Source organism: Variovorax sp. 05L425 (assembly GCF_056397705.1).
Map to the genome: position 1 here is coordinate 148,373 of NZ_JBFTNY010000002.1, position 16,620 is coordinate 164,992.

At 64.9% G+C, this 16,620-nt stretch carries 16 protein-coding genes; 5 read left to right on the forward strand and 11 right to left on the reverse strand.

Annotation, left to right across the window (positions count from 1 at the left end; genetic code table 11):
• Positions 1–20: 20 nt before the first annotated feature.
• Positions 21–1,262 (reverse strand): MFS transporter, encoded by a 1,242-nt coding sequence (locus AC1DN9_RS02850; protein ID WP_478097093.1) that lies wholly within the window; start codon positions 1,260–1,262, stop codon positions 21–23.
• 89 nt (positions 1,263–1,351) lie between these two features.
• Here AC1DN9_RS02850 and AC1DN9_RS02855 point away from each other — a divergent pair, with 89 nt between their 5' ends.
• Together AC1DN9_RS02855 and AC1DN9_RS02860 are read left to right on the forward strand one after the other, a co-directional pair.
• Entirely contained in the window at positions 1,352–2,230 is an 879-nt protein-coding gene (locus AC1DN9_RS02855; protein WP_478097095.1) for an AraC family transcriptional regulator, read from the forward strand.
• Positions 2,231–2,303: 73 nt separating this feature from the next.
• On the forward strand, positions 2,304–4,025 hold the full coding sequence (locus AC1DN9_RS02860; protein ID WP_478097097.1) for a SulP family inorganic anion transporter: 1,722 nt from the start codon (positions 2,304–2,306) through the stop codon (positions 4,023–4,025).
• On the opposite strand, the gene arfB is transcribed toward AC1DN9_RS02860, so the two are convergent.
• From arfB to clpB, 3 genes are read right to left on the reverse strand one after another with little or no spacing between them, the layout of a single operon-like run.
• The gene (arfB, locus tag AC1DN9_RS02865) at positions 3,994–4,401 is read right to left on the reverse strand and encodes an alternative ribosome rescue aminoacyl-tRNA hydrolase ArfB (RefSeq protein WP_478097528.1); all 408 of its coding nucleotides are present in this window, start codon (positions 4,399–4,401) and stop codon (positions 3,994–3,996) included. The two genes, AC1DN9_RS02860 and arfB, sit on opposite strands and share 32 nt — an antisense overlap.
• 8 nt (positions 4,402–4,409) lie before the next feature.
• The gene (locus tag AC1DN9_RS02870) at positions 4,410–4,739 is read right to left on the reverse strand and encodes a hypothetical protein (protein WP_478097099.1); all 330 of its coding nucleotides are present in this window, start codon (positions 4,737–4,739) and stop codon (positions 4,410–4,412) included.
• Between the two features lie 5 nt (positions 4,740–4,744).
• Positions 4,745–7,366, reverse strand: a complete 2,622-nt coding sequence (gene clpB, locus AC1DN9_RS02875) for an ATP-dependent chaperone ClpB (protein WP_478097101.1) — start codon at positions 7,364–7,366, stop codon at positions 4,745–4,747.
• 91 nt (positions 7,367–7,457) lie between these two features.
• Between clpB and AC1DN9_RS02880 the strand changes: the two genes are divergently transcribed.
• Positions 7,458–8,450, forward strand: a complete 993-nt coding sequence (locus AC1DN9_RS02880) for a Bug family tripartite tricarboxylate transporter substrate binding protein (RefSeq protein WP_478097103.1) — start codon at positions 7,458–7,460, stop codon at positions 8,448–8,450.
• A gap of 5 nt (positions 8,451–8,455) precedes the next feature.
• Here AC1DN9_RS02880 and AC1DN9_RS02885 read toward each other — a convergent pair whose 3' ends face one another.
• Positions 8,456–8,932: a molybdenum cofactor biosynthesis protein MoaE gene (locus tag AC1DN9_RS02885; protein ID WP_478097105.1), complete on the reverse strand. Its 477-nt coding sequence runs from the start codon at positions 8,930–8,932 to the stop codon at positions 8,456–8,458.
• 251 nt (positions 8,933–9,183) lie between these two features.
• Between AC1DN9_RS02885 and dapA the strand changes: the two genes are divergently transcribed.
• On the forward strand, positions 9,184–10,071 hold the full coding sequence (dapA, locus tag AC1DN9_RS02890) for a 4-hydroxy-tetrahydrodipicolinate synthase (protein ID WP_478097107.1): 888 nt from the start codon (positions 9,184–9,186) through the stop codon (positions 10,069–10,071).
• Here the strand turns inward: dapA and moaD are convergent.
• The 6 genes from moaD to AC1DN9_RS02920 are packed head-to-tail and all read right to left on the reverse strand — an operon-like array spanning position 10,058 to position 16,123.
• The gene (moaD, locus tag AC1DN9_RS02895; RefSeq protein ID WP_478097109.1) at positions 10,058–10,309 is read right to left on the reverse strand and encodes a molybdopterin converting factor subunit 1; all 252 of its coding nucleotides are present in this window, start codon (positions 10,307–10,309) and stop codon (positions 10,058–10,060) included. The two genes, dapA and moaD, sit on opposite strands and share 14 nt — an antisense overlap.
• Before the next feature lie 2 nt (positions 10,310–10,311).
• On the reverse strand, positions 10,312–11,559 hold the full coding sequence (locus tag AC1DN9_RS02900; RefSeq protein ID WP_478097111.1) for a molybdopterin molybdotransferase MoeA: 1,248 nt from the start codon (positions 11,557–11,559) through the stop codon (positions 10,312–10,314).
• Entirely contained in the window at positions 11,552–12,097 is a 546-nt protein-coding gene (gene mobB / locus AC1DN9_RS02905; RefSeq protein WP_478097113.1) for a molybdopterin-guanine dinucleotide biosynthesis protein B, read from the reverse strand. The genes AC1DN9_RS02900 and mobB overlap by 8 nt, the downstream gene beginning before the upstream one ends.
• A 13-nt stretch (positions 12,098–12,110) precedes the next feature.
• Positions 12,111–13,526, reverse strand: coding sequence for a threonine synthase (gene thrC, locus AC1DN9_RS02910; RefSeq protein ID WP_478097115.1), 1,416 nt, complete (start codon positions 13,524–13,526; stop codon positions 12,111–12,113).
• A complete protein-coding gene (locus AC1DN9_RS02915) occupies positions 13,526–14,848 on the reverse strand; it encodes a homoserine dehydrogenase (RefSeq protein ID WP_478097117.1) in 1,323 nt (440 codons plus the stop codon). The genes thrC and AC1DN9_RS02915 overlap by 1 nt, the downstream gene beginning before the upstream one ends.
• Positions 14,849–14,899: 51 nt before the next feature.
• The gene (locus tag AC1DN9_RS02920; protein ID WP_478097119.1) at positions 14,900–16,123 is read right to left on the reverse strand and encodes a pyridoxal phosphate-dependent aminotransferase; all 1,224 of its coding nucleotides are present in this window, start codon (positions 16,121–16,123) and stop codon (positions 14,900–14,902) included.
• A gap of 66 nt (positions 16,124–16,189) precedes the next feature.
• On the opposite strand from AC1DN9_RS02920, the gene AC1DN9_RS02925 reads away from it, so the two are divergent.
• Positions 16,190–16,576 carry an Mth938-like domain-containing protein gene (locus AC1DN9_RS02925; RefSeq protein WP_478097121.1) on the forward strand — a complete coding sequence of 129 codons (387 nt, stop codon included), beginning with the start codon at positions 16,190–16,192 and terminating at the stop codon, positions 16,574–16,576.
• Positions 16,577–16,620: the final 44 nt, after the last annotated feature.

Here is a 16,620-nt window from a genome sequence, read left to right on the forward strand (position 1 = left end):
TCCGCGGCTGCCGGCGTGGTTCAGGCGGACGCGGGGACGAGCGCCTCGCGTCGCACGCGACGCACATTGAATGCGCTCACGATCAGCACGCCCTGCACCATCGCGAGGCCGATGATCACGCTTGCGTACTGGCCGTGGTCCATCAGCCGACCGAAGATCAGCGGCGCGAAAGCCTGTCCAATGTCGAGTCCGGCATAAACCACGCCGTAGACACGCCCGGACGCGTTGGCCGGCGTCGAGCGCTTGACCAGCAGGTCGCGAGAGGGCCCGGCGATGCCCGCAGCGAATCCCATGGCGCCGAACATCACCGGCACCAGGAAAGGCGCGAAGTCGGCGAACGCCAGCACGAGCGCGATGGCTGCCGCGACGCCGAAGCCCGCGCCCACGATGCGCTCGCAACGCGACGGGTCCGACGCCAGGAAACCACCGACCACCATGCCTGCCGCACTCGCGACCATGTAGACCGTCAGGCAGATCGCGATCAGCGTCACGGGAACCGCATGCAGCCGCCCGGCCGCTGCCGGCGCGAAGGTCTGCACGACGCTCAAGGCCATCGCGTAGAAAAAGAAAAACCCGAAGCACATCCATACGGCTGGGATCTTGAGGAAAGCAAACTCGCTGCCGGCCGCGTCGGACCCGGTCGCCTTGTGCACAGCCTTCACGTCGAGAGTCAGCACGCTGCGGTTGGCCCACAGGATGAGCAGCACCACGACAGCCAACGCACCGGCCGAAGCCAGCGCCACGCGCCACGAGAAGGCCATGGCCAGCGGCACCACAAAGGCCGGTGCCAGCGCCCAGCCCAGGCTGCCGGTGATGCCATGCACGCTATAGGCGTGACCCAGGCGCGTGGGCGCCACCTTGCGATTGAAGAGCGTGTAGTCGACCGGATGGAACACGCCGTTGCCCACCCCCGCTGCCACCGCGCAGAGCAGCAGCATCCAATAGCTTTGCGCCGTGGCGTAGCCAAAAGCGGCCAGGCTCAGCATGCCAAGCCCCACGAACAGCACCGGGCGAGGACCCAGTTTGTCGACGATGAAACCCGACGCTGCCTGCACCATGCACGAGACGACGAAGAACACCGTCAGCACGGCACCGAGTTCGGTGTAGCTCACGTTGAACGCGTCTTTGAGCCACGGGAACAGCGGCGGCAGGATGAGTTGGCTGAAATGGCTGACGGCATGCGCGAGGCCGACGAGGCCGATCAACTTGGCGTCCGAACCCAGCGAGGGTGTGGCGGCGGCAGTCGCGTTGGAGGAAGACATGGATTGCAACAAGAATCTGGGTTGGGCACCGATCCTAAGCCGGCTCGACGCGGCAGAATGGCGATACAGAGACAACATTTGTCGAAACTATGCCGTCTACCGCCGCCCAGGCCCAGGCGCCCGTTGACACGCCGTCCAGGCGCACGCCCCCGCCCGGCACAGCGCCCTCCGTCAGCGTAGGCCCGCTCACGCCCCATCTCTATGCACCGGACGCGCTGCGCCCGTTGCGCGCCAAGGAACATTTCCTGAAGGCAGACACGCTGGTCGAGCTACACAGGCATCCCTGGCCGCAACTGACTTTCTCGACCCGCGGCGTAATCCGCCTGAGCACTGAAGACGGAAGCTACATCGTGCCGCCGTCCCGGGCGCTCTGGGTACCGGCCGACATGTCGCACAGCATCACGCTGATCGAGGACGCCGAACTGCGTACGGTGTACCTCCACAGCTGGCTGGGCCCGGTATGGGAGAAATGCGAAGTGCTCGAAATCAGCCCGTTGCTGCGTGCGCTGATGCTGGCCCTCGACACCACGCCTGATGGGCTGCCGCCGGCCGACCCGCATGCTGCGCAACGCGAGCGATGGATCGCTCCGCTGCTCGTGGACGAACTCGAACGCGCGACGCAAATCCGCATCGATGTGCCGCTGCCCGCCGACAAGCGCCTGCGCCAGTTGTGCGAGGCCCTCCTGCGCAATCCCGCCAACCGCGCCACCCTCGCCGAGCGCGCCGACGCTATTGGCGCCAGCGAACGGACGGTGGCGCGGCTGTTTCGCGACCAGCTCGGCATGAGCTGGCAGCAGTGGCGCCAGCAGGCGGTGCTCGCGCATGCGCTGCCGCTGCTGGCACGCGGCATGGCGGTGAGCCAGGTTGCATCCGCCAGCGGCTATGCCACCGATAGCGCCTTCTGCGCGATGTTCAAGGCGGCCACCGGCCAGTCACCCACGGCGTTCCAGCACAAGCGACGGCCGTAGCCCCACAAAGTCCGCCTTCCCTTGGTACGTATCATCGACAGGTGCACTTTCCAACCCCTTGCGTCTTGAAGCCATGGCCGTGAACCGCGACCAGCTCGCGCGCTGGCTTCCTTTTCTGGCATGGCCGCGCCCTGACCGCGCCCTGCTCGTGAATGAAGCCGCTGCCGGCGTCACGGTCGCGCTCATGGTCATCCCGCAGGGTGTGGCTTACGCCGCGCTGGCGGGCATGCCGCTGGTCACCGGCGTTTATGCCGCGCTCCTGCCCGCGTTGATCGCCGTCCTTTTCAGTTCGTCGGCTCGACTGTCCGTGGGGCCCACGGCGCTGACGAGCCTCTTGGTCGGCGCATCGCTCGCGCCGCTGGCGATTCCGGGTAGCAGCGAATGGGTGGCCTTCGCCGTCTGGCTGACGCTGCTGTCCGGGGTGATGCAAGTGGTGTTGGGAGGAGCGCGATTCGGCTGGCTGCTGCGCATGGTCAATTCGCCCGTGCTGATGGGCTTCACGCAAGGTGCGGCAGTGCTCATCACGCTGTCGCAGCTGCCGGCGCTGCTGGGCTTCACGGGGCGCTCCTACGCGCAACTGCTGCATGGACCGCCGCCGGATTTCATTGCCATCGCGTTCGGCCTCGGCGGCATGGCAGCGCTGTGGCTGGGCAAGCGCACGGCGCCGCGCTTTCCGACCACCATGGCCCTCGTCGCGGCGGCGGCGGCCATCAGCGCGGCCGTCGACTATGCGCTGCGCGGTGGCGCCGTCATCGGCAAGCTGCCCTCGGGGCTGCCATCCTTCTACTGGCCTGGCGGACTGTCGATGAACGACCTGGGCAACCTGCTGTTGCCCGCGTTCCTCATCACGCTCGTAAGCTTCCTGGAGACGGCATCGAGCGCCAAGGTCGACAACGCCCGCGCCGGCAAGCTGTGGAACGAAAACCAGGATCTGATCGGCCAGGGTCTCGGCAAGATTGCATCGGGGCTCACCGGGGCATTCCCCACCAGTTCATCTTTTTCTCGATCGGCCATCACGCTCTACGCCGGCGCCAAGACGCAGTGGTCGACGTTGTTCAGCGTGGCGGTGGTTGCGGCCGCCTTGCTGTGGGCCATGCCGCTGCTCTATCACGTGCCGCAGGCGGTGCTGGCTTCCATCGTGGCAACGGCGACCCTTGGGCTATTGCGCCCTTCGGCGTTCGTCGCACTATGGCGAATCTCGCGCATCGAAGCGGCGATCGCGCTGGCGACCTTCGCGCTCACGATTGCAACGGCGCCGTCGATCTACTGGGGTGTGCTCGGCGGCCTTCTCGCGGCGCTGGCGCACTACATGTACCGCCATCTCCATCCGCGGATCATCGAGGTGGGGTTGCATCCCGACGGCAGCTTGCGCGACCGGCATCTGTGGCATTTGCCGCTGCTCGCGCCCAATCTTTATGCGCTGCGCATGGATGCCGAACTGGACTTCGCGTCGGCGAGCACGCTCGAACGCGCGGTCACCGTGGCGCTGGCCGAGCGGCCAGGTCTGACCGACGTCTGCCTGTTCGCATACCCGATCAACCGCGTGGACATCACGGGCGCAGAGGTCTTCGGGAGCATCCGCCGGCTGCTCGAATCGCAGGGGGTGCGGCTGCACGTCTCGGGGCTCAAGCTGCCTGCGCAACAGGTGCTCGAACGGGCCGGGTTGCTCGCGCCGGGTCCCATGCTCTTCAGTTACCGGACCGATGGCGAAGCGCTGGCGGCCATCGAGCGCAACGTTGCGATGGCCGAACCGCAGATCGACCTCAATCCTTCACTGGCCCACGCAGGCTCTTGATCGCCGAGCGCTGGCTCTTGCCTTCGAGCCGCCGCTGGCGCGAGCCATAGGTCGGCTTCGTGGCGCGCCGCACGCGTGGCGGCGTTGCAAAGCCATCGACCAGTTCCTGCAGACGCGCAAGCGCATCGGCGCGATTCATGTCCTGGCTTCGATGCCGCTGCGCCTTGAGCACGAGAACGCCCTCGCTCGTGATGCGGCTGTCGCGCGATGCGAGCAGTCGCACCTTGACGTCTTCGGGAAGCGAACTGGCGGGGATGTCATAGCGCAGATGCACCGCGCTGGACACCTTGTTGACGTTCTGGCCGCCGGCGCCTTGCGCGCGAATGGCGCTGAACTCGACCTCTGCGGGTTCGACCAGGACCGAGGCCCGCAGCATGGAGACGGTCACTCGCCGCGCGCAGGCTTGACCGGCACGTCGGTCACACTGCCAGGCTCAACCAGGCGCACCGGACTGTCGGTCGCTTGCCCTCGCGCTCGCGCGCCCGCGACATCGGCCGCCGTCGGCTCATGCGGGCGCCCCGCCGCGCGGAAGCGGTCGAAACCGCCGCGCGGGTCGAAGCGCATGACCCAGGGCGTCACCGGCTTCCCGGTGAGCCGAGCCCAGGCGTAACGCAGACCCCAGACCATCGCCAGCAAGAGCACGGCAACGGCCAGGCTGACCGCGAACACGAGGCCGAACAAGAACAGAATCAGGCGGACGAGAAAATTGACCATCGCTCTTAGGCCACGGCCTCGGCCCTTGGTTCCCCGGCCGTGCCGAAGCTGAACTGGCCGGGGGCGCGGATCGGATCGGTGGTCACGACGATCGTGTCCTTCGGCCCGAAGGTGCCGTCGAGCAGCAGCTTCGACAACGGATTCTCGATGCGCTGCTGGATTGCCCGCTTGAGCGGCCGCGCACCGAACACCGGGTCGAAACCGACCTTCGCGATTTCAGCCAATGCAGCCGGCGACACCTCCAGCCCCAGATCCATCTTCGCCAAGCGCTCCTGCAACACCTTCAGCTGGATCGCGGCGATGGCCTCGATGTTCTTCGCGTCGAGCGCATGGAACACCACCGTCTCGTCGATGCGGTTCAGGAACTCAGGCCTGAAGTAGTTCTTCAACTCGTCCCAGACAGCGTCCTTGATCTCCTCGGACGGCCGACCCACCATCGACTGGATGATCGGCGAGCCGATGTTGCTGGTCATGACGATCACCGTGTTCTTGAAGTTCACGGTGCGGCCCTGGCCGTCCGTGAGCCGGCCGTCGTCGAGCACTTGCAGCAGGATGTTGAAGACATCGGGATGTGCCTTCTCCACCTCGTCGAGCAGCAGCACGCTGTAGGGCTTGCGGCGCACGGCTTCGGTCAGGTGGCCGCCCTCTTCATAGCCCACGTAGCCGGGCGGCGCGCCGATCAGGCGCGCGACCGAATGCTTCTCCATGAACTCGCTCATGTCGACGCGGATCAGGTGATCCTCGCTGTCAAACAAGAAGCCAGCCAAGGCCTTGCACAGCTCGGTCTTGCCCACGCCCGTCGGGCCGAGGAACAGAAAGGAGCCGGTGGGACGGTTCGGGTCCGACAGACCGGAGCGCGAGCGGCGGATTGCATTGGCAACCGCACCGATGGCCTCGTCTTGGCCGACCACGCGCTCGTGCAGCTTGTCTTCCATCATGAGCAGCTTGTCGCGCTCGCCCTGCATCAGCTTGGACACCGGAATGCCCGTGGCGCGCGCCACGACTTCGGCGATTTCCTCCGCACCGACCTGCGTGCGCAGCAACTTCGGCGCGCTGGACTTGCCCTTGTCGGCTTCGGTCTCCTGCGCTTCCTTCAGGCGTTTCTCCAGCCCCGGCAGCTTGCCGTACTGAAGCTCGGCCACCTTGTTGAAGTCACCCTTGCTCGTGAATTCGGCGATCTGGAACTTGATCTTGTCGATCTCTTCGCGGATCTGCGCGCTGCCTTGGGCCTGCGCCTTCTCGGCCTGCCAGATCTCGTCGAGGTCGGCGATTTCCTTCTGCAGACGGGCGATGTCCTCCTCGATCAGCGCGAAGCGCTTCTGCGAGGCTTCGTCCTTCTCGCGACGCACGGCTTCGCGTTCGATCTGCAGTTGGATCAGGCGCCTGTCGAGCCGGTCCATGACCTCGGGCTTGGAATCCATCTCGATCTTGATCTTGGCTGCCGCCTCGTCGATCAGATCGATCGCCTTGTCGGGCAGGAAGCGGTCGGTGACGTAGCGGTCAGACAACTCGGCCGCGGCGACGATCGCCGGGTCGGTGATGTCGACACCGTGGTGGACCTCGTACTTTTCCTTCAGGCCGCGCAAGATCGCGACCGTCGCCTCCACACTCGGTTCGCCCACGAGGATCTTCTGGAAGCGGCGCTCCAGCGCGGCGTCCTTCTCGATGTACTTGCGGTATTCGTCGAGCGTGGTCGCACCGACGCAATGCAGTTCACCCCGTGCAAGCGCGGGCTTGAGCATGTTGCCGGCATCCATCGCGCCTTCGGCCTTGCCCGCGCCGACCATGGTGTGGAGCTCGTCGATGAAGACGATGGTCTGGCCTTCGTCCTTGGCGAGTTCATTGAGCACGGTCTTCAGACGCTCTTCGAACTCGCCACGGAACTTGGCGCCCGCGAGCAAAGCCGCCATGTCGAGCGACAGCACGCGCTTGCCCTTGAGCGAATCGGGCACCTCGCCGGCCACGATGCGCTGCGCAAGGCCTTCGACGATCGCCGTCTTGCCGACGCCCGGCTCGCCGATCAGCACGGGGTTGTTCTTGGTGCGGCGCTGAAGCACCTGAATGGCGCGGCGAATCTCTTCGTCGCGGCCGATGACAGGGTCGAGCTTGCCGAGGCGCGCGCGCTCGGTGAGGTCGAGGCAGTATTTCTTGAGCGCTTCGCGCTGGCCTTCGGCATCGGCGCTGTTCACGCCCTGCCCGCCGCGAACTGCGTCGATGGCGGCCTCCAGCGACTTGCGCGTCACGCCGTGGCTTCGCGCGAGATTGCCGATGTCGGCCTTGCTGTCCGCCACGGCGAGCAGAAAGAGTTCGCTGGCAATGAACTGGTCATTGCGCTTGATCGACTCCTTCTCGGTCGCCTGCAGCAGCTTGCCAAGTTCGGGGCCGACCTGCACCTGGTCATGGCCCTGTACCTGCGGCAGCTTCTTGATGGCCGCTTCGGCGGCGCGAAGCAATCCGGGCACGTTGGCGCCGGCTCGCTCCAGCAACGCGCGCGGACCATCGTCCTGGCGCAGCATGGCGACCAGCAAATGGACGGGTTCTATATAGGCGTTGTCGTTACCCAATGCGAGCGACTGAGCGTCGGCGAGGGCTTCCTGGAATTTGGTGGTGAGTTTGTCTTGACGCATGGCTTGATTCCTGCATTCAAAATAGGGCTGTTCCGAGGCGATATCAAGACCGCCCGGATTTTTTTACACCAGCAATCTTTGGAGTCGATAGATGTTCAAGTCAACATGGGGTGGCGCCAGGCGCCTGATGCTCGGCGTTTTCGCGGCAGGCCTGCTGGCCGCCGGCGGCATGGCGTCCGCGCAGATGTCCTCAACGCCGATACGCCTGCTGGTCGGTTTTCCGGCGGGCGGCGGCACCGACGTCATTGCGCGCATGCTGGCGGACAAGCTCAAGGACGAACTGGGCACGTCGATCGTGGTGGACAACCGCGCCGGCGCCGGCGGGCAGATCGCGGCACAGGTGCTCAAGGGTTCGCCAGCGGACGGCCACACGCTCTTCCTGACACACGACCATACGATCTCGATCCTGCCGCAGGTGGTGAAGAACCCGGGCTTCGACCCAGCACACGACTTCGTGCCCGTCTCCGGTTTTGCGACTTTCGCCAATGCGCTGGCCGTTTCGGGAGGAACGCCGGCCAAGTCGATGAACGAATATGTGGCCTGGGTCAGGAATCAACGCGGCGGCAAGGACACGATCGGCGTGCCGGCGCCGGCATCGATCCCCGAATTCCTGGTCAAGCTGGTCGGCGCCAAGTACAAGCTCGACCTGCAGGCCGCGCCCTATCGCGGCAGCGCGCCGATGATGTCCGACATGCTGGGCAACCAGATCGCGGCCGGCATCGGTTCCATCCCCGACTTCATCGAAAACCAGAAGGCCGGGAAGATCCGCGTCGTGGCCGTGATCGGCGACAAGCGCCAAGCCGTCCTGCCGCAGGTGCCCACTTTCGCCGAACTCGGGCTTGCTGGCCTGGAAGACCTGCCCTACTACGGCATCTTTGCACCGGTCGGCACGCCGCAGCCAGTCATCGACCGCTTCAACAATGCGCTGGCCAAGGTGCTCGCGATGCCTGATGTGCGCGACCGACTCACAGCCATGGGCCTCACTGTAGGCTTCATGCTGCAGGGCCAGTTCGCCGGCCGCGTGCGGAGCTACACGCAGACCTGGGCGCAGATCATCAAGGAAAGCGGCTTCACGCCGCAGTAAGCCGATCAGGCGTTGTTGACGACGATGCCCCAGCGCGCCAGCGCCGCATCGTCGTCGACCCTGGCATCGACCCAGCGGGCGCCTTCGGGCGTCTGCTCCTTCTTCCAGAACGGCGCCTGGGTCTTGAGATAGTCCATGAGGAACTCGCAGGCCTGGAAGCTCTGGCCGCGATGCGCGGAAATCACCGCCACCATCATGATCTGGTCCTGCGGCTGCAGCAGCCCGACGCGATGGACCACCCGCGCGCCGAGGATGTCGAAGCGCCGATGGGCCTCGTCGATCATGGCTTCGATCGCCTTCTCGGTCATGCCGGGATAGTGCTCGAGTTCCATCGAAGCGACCGCGCTGCCGTCATTCCGGTCGCGTACCGTGCCGATGAAGCTGCAAACCGCGCCGACGCGTGCATCGCCGCCGCGCAGCATGGCGATCTCCCTTTGAAGGTCGAAGTTTTCCACTTGAATCGAAACGCGTGCGGCAGCCATGTCGTGGATTGTGGCACTGCGATAGACTAGCGCGATGCCTTCCAGCACCCTGCAACGCTTCCCTTCTTCTCGCGAAGAACAGGCTTGCACGCGCCTGCAAGGCAAAGCCAAAAAACCCAAGCTCGTCTGACCGGAGCTTCGGTTCCGTCGTCGGATGAGCGACGGAACTGCAAGGCCCGGGCCGAAGCTGGTTGTGTGCGCGCATCCGACGGTGGTTTCTTCCATCGGTCGACTCCCGAAAGGAAACTTGCGTGCAAGACACATCACCCTCCCCCGATTTCTCCGGACTCTGGATTCCGCTGGTCACGCCATTCCGTGACGGTGCGGTGGACCATATCGCGCTGAAGCGCCTGGTCGAGCGGCTTGCGCCCACTGGCATTGCGGGCTTCGTGGTCTGCGGCTCGACGGGCGAAGCGGCCTCGCTCGACGAGAGCGAGCAACTGGAAGTTCTGGCGACCGTCGCCCGCGCCGCGCCCGCCACGCCGCGGATCATGGGTATTTCGGGCTACCACCTCGACAAGACACTGGCGTGGGTGCGACGACTGGGCGAGCAAGAAATCGCCGGCGTGCTTGTGCCGGCGCCGAGCTACATCCGGCCCTCGCAGGCTGGCCTGCTGGATTGGTTCCGTGCCATCTCGGACGCCAGCGCGGCACCCATCCTGATCTACGACATCCCTTACCGCACCGGGATTTCGATCACGCGCGAGACGCTCCTGACGCTTGCGGCGCATCCACGCATCCGGGCGATCAAGGACTGCGGTGGCGACGCGGCGAAGACCCGAGCCCTGATCGCAGACGGTCGGCTCCAGCTTCTCGCAGGGGAGGATGGCCAGATCTTCAGCACCGTCGCCGAAGGCGGTGCGGGTGCGATTGCCGCCAGCGCCCACCTGCAGACTGAGCGCTTCGTCAACGTGATTCGCATGCTTCGCGAGGGGAAGCTGACACAAGCGCGGCAGATGTGGAACCCACTGCTGCCGCTCATCGAATCACTTTTCGCGGATGCAAACCCGGGGCCGCTGAAGGCCGTTCTGGCTCACGAGGGCTTGCTGCTCGACGAGTTGCGTTCGCCGATGACGCGCGCGCCCGCCGACTTGCGCGAACGCCTGCTGGAGATCCAGGCCTCGATCAGCCGCCAGTGACGGGCGGGAAGAAGGCGACCTCGCTGCCGTCGCGCAGCGGGGCACTCTCACCGCTCATGATCTGGTCGAGCGCCATCCGCACGACCCGGCCTCGCGCGAGAACGCTGGCGTGCGGTTCGCCGCGCGCGATGAGTTCATTGCGCAGCGCGCCGAGGTCCCGCGCGTCGGTTTCGATGGACTCGGCGCCGGTTCCGAGCGCCTCGCGCACCGAGGCGAAGTAGCGAACGTTGACCTTCATGTTCAGGCGAGCAGCGACGCGAAGGGAATGAACTGCACCGTGTCTCCCGCTTTGAATGGCTGGCTGGCGGGCGTATCAATCACGCCATCACCCCAGACGGTCGAGGTCAACACACCGGAACTCTGGTTCGAGAAGACGTCAAGGCCGCCCGCTGCGTTGCGCCGCGCACGCAGGAATTCGCGCCTCCGGTCGGCGCGCGGCCAGTCGAAATCAGCGCGCATCGCGACAGGCTCGACCGCCACGCGTTTCGCACCCTGGAGGGTGAGCAGGAACGGTCGCACCAGCAGCAGGAAAGTCAGGAAACTCGACACCGGATTGCCTGGCAGGCCGGTGAGGTGGGCATTGCCGATTCGCCCGTAGGCGAAGGGTTTGCCGGGCTTCATCGACAGCGACCAGAGTTCCAGTTGCCCCAGATGCTGCACTGCCGCCTTGATGTGGTCTTCCTCGCCGACGGAGACACCGCCGGTGGTGATGATCAGGTCGTTGTGGAGCGCCGCCTCGCGCAGCGCCTCGATGGTCGCTTCGCGGCGATCCGGCACGATGCCGAGATCGTTGACCTCGCAGCCAAATCGCTTCAGCAGCGCCCGCATGAAGAAACGGTTGGAGTTGTAGATGGAACCCGCTTTCATCGCTCCGGGTGCAACCTCGCCCGGCATGACGAGTTCGTCGCCGGTCGACAGCAGGGCAACACGCGGCCGCCTCGAAACCAGAAGCTTGGCCAGGCCCACACTCGCGGCCAAGCCTAGCCCTGCGGGCGTGAGCCGTTCGCCTTTCGACAGCACCACGTCGCCGGCGGCAACGTCTTCGCCGGCACGGCGGATCCACTGCCCGGCGGTCGGCACGATGTCTATCCGCACGCTGCCAAGACCGCCCTCTTCGGGCAACGCGCTCGTGTCTTCCTGCATCACTACTGCATCGGCCCCTTCGGGGATCTGTGCGCCCGTGAAGATACGTGCGGCAGTGCCGGCCTCGAGAGGCGTGCCGACGGTCCCGGCCGGAATGCGCTGGGCCACTCGCATGACGGCGCCAGCCGCGGCGCAATCACCCGCGCGAACCGCGTAGCCATCCATCGAGCTGTTGTCGCGAGGCGGCACTGTGAGGCCCGACGTGACGTCTTGCGCCAGCACGCGGCCGTCGGCATCGAAGGTCGAAACACTCTCTGCGCCGAGCAACGGCGAAGCCGCAGCCAGCAGGCGAGCCAGCGCCTCGTCGAGGGCCATCAGGGGGGGGCGCGAGGAAGTCTCAGCCATGGTGATTCACCTTGTAGTCGAAACGATCGGTATGCAGCAGCAGCCACGCGCAGATGCCATCGATGTCGTCGAGGTCAAAGATCGGCAATTCAGTGTGCTGGGGCAGCCTGTCCGGCGTGTCGGTCGCGATGCCGACAATAAAGCGATCTTCGGTATAGCGCGCCGGTCGCGGCTCCTCGCCTTCCGCCGGTTCTCGCCACACCTCGATCTTGAGCAGATCGCTGTGCTTGAAGCCTTCGACCAGCACCCAGTCGACACGCCCGTCGAGTTCAGCGATCAGGTCATGCACGTCGAGCTGGGTCGGCTGCTCGAACTCGCGAATGAGCGCGAGCCGCTTGTCCGATGCGACCACGACCTCGAAGGCGCCCGCTTCGCGATGGCGGTACGTGTCCTTGCCGGGATGGTCGATGTCGAACTTGTGGTGGGCATGCTTGACCACCGAAACGCGCTGACCTTTGCGCTTGAGCGCAGGGATGAGTTGCTCGACCAGCGTCGTCTTTCCCGCTCCCGAGAAGCCCGCGAAGCCGATGACTTTCATGCGTCCTGCGGCGTCAGTCGCAGTGTGTGGCGATATAGGTCTTGACTGCTTCGACATTGGCCGGCAGCTTGACGACCCGTTTGGGAAGTGCCTCGATCCCCTGGAAGCGCGCCGGCCGCTCGGGCTCGTGGCCCAGCGCCTCGACGATGGTCTCGGCGAACTTGATCGGCAGTGCGGTCTCAAGGACGATCATCGGCACGCCCGGTGTGAGATGTTCGCGCGCGGCCTTCAGGCCGTCGGCCGTGTGCGTGTCGATCAGCGTGGCGAAGCGCTTGTCGGTATCACGGATGGTCGCAAGCCGGTCCGCGTGCGTGCTGCGGCTGCTGGCAAAGCCGAAGCGCGTCGCAGCCTGTGCAAAGTCCGGGTCCCCGCTCAGGTCGAAGCGGCCGGCACGGCCAAGTTCGCCTTCGAACAGGCCACGCGCTTTGACCGCATCGCGCCCCACGAGATCGAACATGAAACGCTCGAAATTGCTGGCCTTGGAAATATCCATCGATGGACTCGACGTCTCGTGTGTGTCGGCCGCCGAGCGCACACGGTAGACGCCGGTACGGAAGAACTCGTCGAGCACGTCGTTCTCGTTGGTCGCAACCACGAGGGTGCGAATCGGCAGCCCCATCATGCGAGCCACGTGACCGGCGCAGACATTGCCGAAGTTGCCCGAGGGCACCGTGAAGCTCACCTGCTTGTCGTTGCTGCCCGTGGCCTGGAAATAGCCGGCAAAGTAGTAGACAACCTGCGCCAGCAGCCGCGCCCAGTTGATCGAATTGACAGTGCCGATCTTGTACTTGCGCTTGAAGGCCAAGTCGTTCGACACAGCCTTGACGATGTCCTGGCAATCGTCGAAAACGCCTGTGATCGCGAGGTTGTGGATGTTCGCGTCCTGCAGGCTGAACATCTGCGCCTGCTGGAAAGGACTCATGCGGCCGTCGGGCGAGGTCATGAAGACGCGCACGCCCTTCTTCCCACGCATCGCGTATTCGGCAGCGCTGCCGGTGTCTCCGCTCGTCGCGCCGAGGATGTTCAGCTCTTCACCGCGACGGGCCAGTTCGTACTCGAACAAGTTGCCGAGCAGTTGCATCGCCATGTCCTTGAAGGCCAGCGTCGGGCCGTTGGACAGCGCTTCGAGGTAGACGCCGTCTTCCAGTTCGCGCAGCGGCACGATCTCCGCGGTACCGAACACCTCGGCGGTATAGGTCTTGGCGCAGATGGCTTTCAGATCGGGCGACGGGATGTCGTCGATGTAGAGCGAGAGGATCTCGAAGGCGAGTTCGGCATAGCTCAGTCCCCGCCATTTGGCGAGCAAGGCGGCGTCGACTGCGGGGTATTGCTCGGGCAGGTACAAACCGCCGTCGGGCGCGAGGCCTTCCAGGAGGATTTCGCAGAAGCGGCGGCGGTCGGGGTGGCCGCGCGTGGAAAGGTAGCGCATCAGGACAGCTCTTCCTTGCGAAGCCGAACGATCGGCGCCAGCACGGTCGGCAGGGCCTGCAACTCGACCAGCGCGGCGTCGAGCGTGCCTTCGCGGGTGTCGTGCGTCAGGATGATCAGGTCGGTCTGCGTCGAACCTTCGCCGCCCACTTCGTCCGCTTCGCGCTGCAGCACTGCGTCGATGCTGATGCCGGCATTGGCCAGCAAACCGGTCACTTTTGCCAGCACGCCGGCCTCGTCGGCGACGCGCAGGCGCAGGTAGTAGCTGGTCACCACCTCGGACATCGGCAGGACCTTCAGGTCGCTCATCGCATCCGGATGGAAGGCAAGGTGAGGAACACGATGCGCCGCGTCGGCCGTGTGCAGTCGCGCGATATCGACGAGGTCGGCGATCACTGCGCTGGCGGTCGGCTCGCTGCCTGCGCCCTTGCCGTAGTAGAGCGTGGTGCCGACGGCGTCGCCGTTGACCACCACCGCGTTCATGGCCCCCTCGACGTTGGCAAGCAATCGTTTGGACGGCACCAGTGCTGGATGCACGCGCAACTCGATGCCCTGCGCCACGCGTTTGGTCACGCCCAGCAGCTTGATGCGGTAACCAAGTTGCTCGGCATACTTGATGTCCTGTGCAGCCAACTTCGTGATGCCCTCGACGTGGGCCTTGTCGAACTGCACCGGGATGCCGAAAGCGATGGCGCTCATCAGCGTGACCTTGTGCGCGGCGTCGACGCCCTCGATGTCGAAGGTCGGATCGGCTTCGGCATAGCCCAGGCGTTGCGCTTCCTTCAGCACGGTGGCGAAGTCCAGACCCTTGTCACGCATCTCCGACAGGATGAAATTGGTGGTGCCGTTGATGATCCCGGCGATCCACTGGATGCTGTTGGCCGTAAGGCCTTCACGCAGCGCCTTGATGATCGGGATTCCGCCCGCCACGGCGGCTTCGAACGCCACCATCACACCCTTGTCGTGCGCGGCCGCGAAGATTTCGGTGCCGTGCACCGCAAGCAGGGCCTTGTTGGCCGTCACCACGTGCTTGCCGGCAGCGATCGCCTCGAGCACCAGTTGTTTGGCGATGCCGTAGCCGCCGATCAGTTCGATCACGATGTCGATATCGGGGTTGGCGATCACCTCACGTGCGTCGCCGACCACTTTCACGCTGTCGCCGACCACGGCCTTGGCGCGCACCGTGTCGAGGTCCGCAACCATCGTGATCTCGATGCCACGGCCCGCGCGACGCTTGATCTCTTCCTGGTTGCGCTGGAGCACGTTGAAGGTGCCGCTACCGACCGTGCCGATGCCGAGCAGGCCAACTTGAATGGGTTTCATGGGTTCGTCTTGGAAAGCAAGGATGTTCGGAAAGACCTGGCGCTCGGACGCTCAGGCGAGCCGGGTTCGATAGCGCTCGAGGAAACCGGCGATACGCCCGACAGCTTCGCGCAGGTCTTCTTCGTGAGGCAGGAACACGATACGGAAGTGGTCCGGTGTCGGCCAGTTGAAGCCGGTGCCCTGCACGAGCATCACCTTGGTTTCCTTCAGCAAGTCGAGGAAGAACTGGCGGTCATCCTCGATCGGGTAAACCTTCGGATCGAGCTTCGGGAACATGTAGAGCGCTGCGCTAGGCTTGACGCAAGTCACGCCCGGAATCGCCGTGATCAACTCGTAAGCCAGATCCCGCTGACGACGCAGCCGGCCACCGGCGCCCACAAGGTCGTTGATGCTCTGATAGCCGCCCAGCGCCGTCTGGATCGCCCACTGGCCCGGCACGTTGGCGCACAGGCGCATGTTCGAGAGCATGTTCAGCCCCTCGATATAGTCGCGCGCCAACTTCTTGTCGCCTGACACCACGACCCAGCCTGACCGATAGCCGCACGACCGGTAGCTCTTGGACAGCGAATTGAAAGTGAGCGTGAGCACGTCCGTCGACAGGCTCGCGATGGCGGTGTGCTTGACGCCGTCGTACAGCACCTTGTCGTAAACCTCGTCGGCGAAGATCACGAGCCCGTGCTCGCGCGCAATGGCAACGATGCCCTTGAGCAAGTCGGTGGAATACAGCGCGCCGGTCGGGTTGTTCGGGTTGATGACCACGATCCCCTTGGTGCGGGAAGTGATCTTGGAGCGAATGTCGTCGAGGCTCGGCATCCAGCCGTTGTCCTCGTCGCAGAGGTAGTGCACCGGCTTGCCGCCCGACAGGCTGGCGACGGCGGTCCAGAGGGGGTAGTCCGGCGTCGGCAGCAGCAACTCGTCACCGTCGTTGAGCAGCGCGTTGGTGGCCATGGCAATCAGTTCGCTGGCACCGTTGCCGAGATAGATATCGTCCAGCGTCACGCCCGCGATGCCCTGCTTCTGCGTCTCGTGCATCACGGCCTTGCGTGCCGCAAAAATACCCTTGCTATCCGAATAGCCGGCCGAGGCCGGCAGGTTGCGGATCATGTCCTGCTGGACCTCTTCAGGCGCATCGAAGCCGAACACGGCGAGGTTGCCGATGTTGAGCTTGATGATCTTCTGGCCCTCTTCCTCCATCTGCTTGGCGGCGTCCATGATCGGACCGCGGATGTCGTAGAGCACATTGGCCAGCTTGGCCGATTTCTTCAGCGGTTTCAAAGTCCCTCCAAGGGGGTCAGCGCAGGGGAAAACCTATAATTTGACCACAGTTCCCCGCCCCTCCAGATGAAGCTCCAGCCCGACAAATCCGACGTCCAGACACTCACTGCACACGGCCCGGGCTGGGTGGCCATCAACAACGAACGGGTTGAATCGAGCGTCGTCGTTGGCTCTCGCGGCGAGCGTTTCGAATGGGATTGCAGCCGTTTCGATCAACTGGGCCCAGAACACTTCGCCCAGTTGGCCTCCCTGGGTGCCGAATTGATCATCTTCGGCAGCGGTGGGCGCATCCGTTTTCCGCAGGCCGCCTGGCTTCAACCGCTCATGGCGCAGCGCACCGGCGTAGAAACCATGGATACGCCCGCAGCCTGCCGCACCTACAACATCCTCGCGAGCGAAGGACGGCACGTCGTGGCGGCCCTGTTGGTCGAGAGGCCTGCCGCTGGGCAGTAGGAGGCTTTTCGAGGTAAAATCGCGGGTTGCAAACCGGCGGCCAG